Source organism: Cupriavidus necator (genome assembly GCF_040578825.1).
In the GTDB taxonomy this organism is placed as follows: domain Bacteria; phylum Pseudomonadota; class Gammaproteobacteria; order Burkholderiales; family Burkholderiaceae; genus Cupriavidus; species Cupriavidus necator_E.
Genome location: NZ_JBEFLI010000145.1, coordinates 1 through 5,199, shown reverse-complemented (window position 1 = coordinate 5,199; position 5,199 = coordinate 1). Strand labels below are relative to the sequence as shown.

At 68.4% G+C, this 5,199-nt stretch carries 6 protein-coding genes; 4 read left to right on the top strand and 2 right to left on the bottom strand.

The features are described 5' to 3' along the window. The 3 genes from AB1I47_RS33295 to AB1I47_RS33285 all read left to right on the top strand — a co-directional run. The coding region (locus AB1I47_RS33295; protein WP_354687910.1) for a hypothetical protein at window positions 1-269 on the top strand (269 nt) is incomplete at its 5' end. A 9-nt stretch (window positions 270-278) separates the two neighbouring features. Continuing rightward, on the top strand, window positions 279-1,877 hold the full coding sequence (locus tag AB1I47_RS33290) for a 3'-5' exonuclease family protein (protein WP_354687909.1): 1,599 nt from the start codon (window positions 279-281) through the stop codon (window positions 1,875-1,877). Between the two features lie 120 nt (window positions 1,878-1,997). Then, on the top strand, window positions 1,998-2,420 hold the full coding sequence (locus AB1I47_RS33285) for a hypothetical protein (protein ID WP_354687908.1): 423 nt from the start codon (window positions 1,998-2,000) through the stop codon (window positions 2,418-2,420). Window positions 2,421-2,451: 31 nt separating this feature from the next. Here the strand turns inward: AB1I47_RS33285 and AB1I47_RS33280 are convergent, their stop codons facing one another. Continuing rightward, window positions 2,452-3,423 carry a pyridoxamine 5'-phosphate oxidase family protein gene (locus AB1I47_RS33280; RefSeq protein WP_354687907.1) on the bottom strand — a complete coding sequence of 324 codons (972 nt, stop codon included), beginning with the start codon at window positions 3,421-3,423 and terminating at the stop codon, window positions 2,452-2,454. A 52-nt stretch (window positions 3,424-3,475) separates the two neighbouring features. Next, window positions 3,476-4,120: a glutathione S-transferase family protein gene (locus AB1I47_RS33275; protein ID WP_354687906.1), complete on the bottom strand. Its 645-nt coding sequence runs from the start codon at window positions 4,118-4,120 to the stop codon at window positions 3,476-3,478. 111 nt (window positions 4,121-4,231) lie between these two features. Between AB1I47_RS33275 and AB1I47_RS33270 the strand changes: the two genes are divergently transcribed. After that, window positions 4,232-5,134: a LysR family transcriptional regulator gene (locus AB1I47_RS33270; RefSeq protein WP_354687905.1), complete on the top strand. Its 903-nt coding sequence runs from the start codon at window positions 4,232-4,234 to the stop codon at window positions 5,132-5,134. Window positions 5,135-5,199 lie beyond the last annotated feature (65 nt).

The window sequence follows — 5,199 nt, the reverse complement described above, 5'->3', positions numbered from 1 at the left end:
TGCCGTTTTGCGTCGCTGCGTTGTCAGCAGCAGAGAAACGAGATTATGCAGAGCTTTCTTCGTTTCGTCAACCGTTTCAGCATCTTTTTTTGCTGCGACCAGCGCTGCAAACTTCGCTGCGCCAACCGACCCGGTCGACCCCGCAACCCTTGCGGCGTCTGCTTTGCAGCGCTGCGGTGTGTTGCGAGGGGGCGAATATTAAGCGAGCCAAACGGGGTTGGCAAGGGGTTTCTGAAAACTTCTTCGTGCCGCCATCGCCGGCCCCTTAAAATCAGCGGATGCCGGACATGCCCACCTACCTGCCGTCGCGCCTGCCCGCCGACGGCGCACGCTTTCCCGACGCCCAGGCGCTCGCCGCGGCGCTGTCGCGCCCTATTATCTTTGTCGATCTGGAGACCACCGGCGCCGACGCGCAACGGGACCGCATTACTGAAATCGGCGTGGTCGAGGTCGGCCCCGACGGCATTGTCGAATGGGACACCCTGCTCGACCCCGGCATGTCGATCCCTCCCTTTATCCAGCGCATGACCGGCATCACCGACGAGATGGTGCGCGGCCAGCCGACCTTCGAGTCCCTGGCCGAGCCACTGGCCGAGCGGCTGCAGGGGCGCCTGTTCGTCGCGCACAACGCGCGCTTCGATTACGGTTTCCTGAAGAACGCGTTCCGTCGCGCCGGCGTCACCTACCGCGCCGATGTGCTGTGTACGGTACGGTTGTCACGCTCGTTGTTTCCTTCAGTGGAACGCCATGGCCTGGATGCGCTGATCGCCCGCTTCGGCCTGACGCCCAAGGGCCGCCATCGGGCGCTGGCCGATGCCGAGCTGCTGTGGCAGTTCTGGCAGAAGATCCACGCCACCTATTCGGTCGAGCTGGTCGAGTCGGCGGTGCGCACGCTGGTGCGGCGCGCCAGCCTGCCGGCCGGCCTGGATGAAACCTCGCTGGAAGATGTACCCGCGACACCCGGCGTCTATATTTTCTATGGCGACCAGGACGTGCCGCTCTATGTCGGCAAGAGCGTGCATCTGCGGCAGCGGATCGGCGCCCATTTCTCCGGCGATTACCGCTACGGCAAGGATATGCGGCTGGCCCGGCTGGTGCGCCGGGTCGAATGGCGCGAAACCGGCGGCGAGACCGGCGCGCTGCTGCTCGAGGCCCAACTGGTCAAGGCCATGCAGCCCGTGCACAACCAGCTGCTGCGCCGCAACGACCGGCTGTACGCCTGGGAATTGCCGCAGCAGCTACCGGTGCCGCGCCTGCGCTCGGACCGCGATACCGACTTCTGCCGCCATCGCAACCTGTTCGGCGTGTTCGGCAGCCGCGGCGCGGCGGAAGCGCGCCTGCGCGCGCTGGCCGAAGAACATGACCTGTGCATGGCCACGTTGTCGCTGGAGAAGACCACGCGCCGGGGCAGCCCCTGCTTTGCGCGCCAGGTCCACCGCTGCGCCGGCGCCTGTGTCGGCGCCGAACCGCTGGCCGCGCATCGCGACCGGCTGGCCGCCGCACTGGCGTCGATCGCGCTGATGCCATGGCCCTTCGATGGCCCGGTCGCCTGGCGCGAGCAGCATGGCGGGCGCGCCTGGTGGCATGTCGCCGACGACTGGTGCTACCTCGGTTGCGCGGCCACGCTGGAAGAAGCGCATGCGCTGGCCGCCGCGCCGGCGCATTTCGATCTCGACACCTACCAGATCCTGGCACCGCGCATGGCGCAATGGACGCCGGAAGCGGTGCCATTGCCGGTAACAAGGGTCTTCACCCTGACCGCGCCGGAAGCCCCCGACCTGGCGCCGCGTGCGATGCGGGCGTTGCCCGGACTTGCTCCGCGCAAGACGACGCCCGCTGCCGCAGACCAGCAAACGCTGGGCTTGTTCGCCGACTAAACGCGGAGTTCCACGCGTTCTGTGTGTCATCGTCCAGAGCGCGCTTGCGACGCGGCACGCGCTTCCGCTAGTCTCCACAGACCGGCCCGTCGCGGCCGGCAGTGCCGATGCGGAGTCCTCATGCCTGCCAACCTCTTTCGTCCTGCCGCAAGGGTGCGCGCGTGCCTGGCCGTCATCTGGACCGCAGCCCTCACCGGCGCCTGTGCCGGCCTGGAGGGCAGCGCGATGCAGGAAGTGTTCAATTCCTGGAAAAGCATCCCGATCGATGAGGCCAAGCGCCAGTGGGGACCGCCGCAGGCCATGCAGTCCATGCCGTCCGGCACGGCCTACGTCTGGAGCGACACCGTTCCCGCCGCGCGCGCGCCCGGCAGCGGCCCGCGCGATGCCGGCATGGAACGCACGGCGATGCCGGGCCATTGCCAGCGCAAGCTGGTAGCTGGCCCGGACGGCATCGTGATCGGCGGCGAATGGCAGGGCAACGCCTGCTGCGTCACCACGCTGGTAGGCCACTGCGCCGCGCTGAAATATCGGCCGCCCCGCTGATCGCCCCCACCAATCGCCCCGTCCCATTGCTTCAGGCCGCGGGCCACGCCCCCGTATCCGCCAGCACCGGCGAGTATTCGCGGAACTGCGCGCGCAGCGGCAGCACGCCCGGTCGCCGCATCACGCGCTCGATATGCAGCCGTACCAGCCGCTCGGCACCGGCAAATGACGCCAGTTCGGCCCCTTCCCAGATCACTTCGGCGCGCCCGCCGACATGCAGCAGCGAGCCATCGGCAAAATCCGGCACCACGATGCCGGCGCGCGGATTGGCGATCAGGTTGCCGACCGTATTAAAGAAGTTGTTGCCGTTGAAGTCCGGGAACGTCAGCGTGCGGGCGTCGTCGACGCGGATAAAGCCCGGCTTGCCCCCGCGGTGCGAGACATCGGCGCCGCCGGTGTGCTCGCCCTCCGCGCCCGACGCCGTGTGGCTGGTGGCGATAAACAGGGTGTCGGCATTGCGCAGCCACGCCATCGCCTTTTCATCCAGCGCATCGCCGTGCCAGGCGGGCGGCGCCACCGCGGGCTCGGCAAAGCTCACGTCGCGCAGCTGGATATAGCGCGGGCAGTTGCCGAAGCTCTGTTCCACCTCCACCGTCAGTCCCGCCTCGTCCCGCGCGACGATGATGCCGTTCATGCGGTTGCGCCGCCGCGTAGGCAGCTCGATGCCGAGCAGGCCGATGCGGGCGCCATGCACCAGCGCCGCTTGCGCCGGATCGCCGGGCAGCGCCAGCGCGTCGATGCGCAAGTGTGTGGCATCGGGCGCGTGCGCAAACCCCGGCCTGCCGGCCAGCATCGTCGCCCACGGCAGCCCACTGGCGTCGACGGCGCCCACCAGCAGGAACGGCAGCTGCGCATAGAACGTCTGGTGCTGTTCCGGCATCTCGCCACGGATCACGCGGCTGCCGGCCGCGGCCATGCGTTCGCGCTTGCCGGCGCGTTCCTGAGCGGCCAGTTCGCCGGTGTGGAAAGGCAGGCCGGCATGCGGCCAGATGGGCAGGTCCATGATGCGCTCCTTGATCGGTGGCGCTGCGTTAGGGGTACAGTGGTATTGCGTCTCAGGCGGCCCGCCCGACCTTAGACGCGAGCATCGGCACGAAGCCGGGCAATGCCTCGATGCGGCGCAGCCACGCGTTCAGCGCGGGGTACGGCGCCAGCGGCACGTTGCCCTCTTCGGCACGGGCGATATAGCTGTACGCGGCCACGTCGGCGATGGTGGCGTGGTCCGCGGCAAGGAACGGCTGCGCGGCCAGCATCTGTTCCATCAGCGCGAACAGCCGCTGGGCACGGGCGATGGCGTCGTCCATCGCCACCGGCTGGCCGAACAGCACGCCCAGGCGCGCCCTCGCCGGCCCGAAGGCGATCTCGCCGGCGGCGACAGACAGCCAGCGCTGCACGAGCGCGGCACCCACCGGGTCGCGCGGCAGCCAGCGGCCGTCGTCATAGCGGGTCGCCAGGTAGACCAGGATCGCGTTGGAATCGCCCAGCACCACGCCGTTGTCGTCCAGCACCGGCACCTGGCCGAAGGGGTTGAGCTTCAGGAACGGCTCGCCGCGCTGCTCGCCGCTGCGCAGGTCGACATCCACCAGCCGGTACGGCAAACCCAGCAAAGACAGGAACAGTTCAGCGCGGTGCGCGTGGCCGGATACCGGCGAGCGGTACAGCACCAGCGGGTTGGCGGGCGTGTGGTGGGTGGTGGACATGGCAGTCTCCTCGACAAGGTGGTACGACGGTTGGGATAGCCGGATTCTGGGCGTACGGCGCCTTGCAATAAATGGGGCATCTGGTATTTGACTACTCCGCAAATCGGAGTAATGTTCTGCGCCATGGACAAGCTACGCGCGATGCAGACCTTTGTGCGGATCGTCGACGAAGGCAGCCTGACGGCGGCCGCGGCGACGCTGCATACCTCGTTGCCGGCGGTGGTGCGAACGCTGGCCGCGCTGGAAGCCGACCTGCAGGTGCGCCTGCTCAACCGCACCACGCGGCGGCTCTCTCTGACCGATGAGGGCCGCCGCTACCTGGATAGCTGCCGGCGCATCCTGGCCACCATCGACGAGGTCGAGGCCGGCCTGACCGCCAGCCACGTCGAGCCCAGCGGCCAGATCACGCTGACCGCGCCGGTGCTGTTCGGGCAGTTGTATGTCGCGCCGGCGGTCACACGCTTCGTGCAGCGCTATCCGCGCGTGCGCTGCCGCATGGAATTCACCGACCGCGTGGTGAACTTGCTGGAAGAAGACCTGGACGTGGGGGTGCGTATTGGCCCGCTGGCCGATTCCACGCTGGTGGCGCAAAGCGTCGGCCATATCCGCCGCGTGGTGGTGGCCACGCCCGCCTACCTGCGCAAGCACGGCGTGCCGCGCCATCCCGACGAACTGGCCCACGCCAACTGCGTTGGCTTCACCGGCAATGCCGCGCACTGGTGGACCTTTCAGCAAGGCGGCCGGCCGTTCCACGTGCAGGTGTCGGGCAACCTGGAGTTCAACCAGAGCGCACCCGCGGTGGCCGCCTGTGCCGAAGGCGCGGGCTTCGGCCACTTCCTGTCGTACCAGGTGGCGGAGCTGGTGCAGGCGCGCAAGCTGCGCATCGTGCTGGAAGCGTTTGAGCAGCCGGCGTGGCCGCTGTCGCTGATCTATCCGCATGCGCGGCTGCTGCCGGCGCGCACGCGCGCGTTTATCGACTGGATGCGGGATGACCTGGGCCCGCGTTTCGGCTAGCTTCTCAGTCAGCCGCGCATTTGCGGCCTCGATCCTCAGCGCCCCCCAGCCGCCCAGACCATGCC

What these genes read in the sequence shown, in the direction of transcription:
- AB1I47_RS33290 (WP_354687909.1), top strand. Translation starts at nt 279, where the DNA reads ATGCCGGACATGCCCACCTACCTGCCGTCGCGCCTGCCCGCCGACGGC.
- AB1I47_RS33285 (WP_354687908.1), top strand. Translation starts at nt 1,998, where the DNA reads ATGCCTGCCAACCTCTTTCGTCCTGCCGCAAGGGTGCGCGCGTGCCTG.
- AB1I47_RS33280 (WP_354687907.1), bottom strand. Translation starts at nt 3,423, where the DNA reads ATGGACCTGCCCATCTGGCCGCATGCCGGCCTGCCTTTCCACACCGGC.
- AB1I47_RS33275 (WP_354687906.1), bottom strand. Translation starts at nt 4,120, where the DNA reads ATGTCCACCACCCACCACACGCCCGCCAACCCGCTGGTGCTGTACCGC.
- AB1I47_RS33270 (WP_354687905.1), top strand. Translation starts at nt 4,232, where the DNA reads ATGTTCTGCGCCATGGACAAGCTACGCGCGATGCAGACCTTTGTGCGG.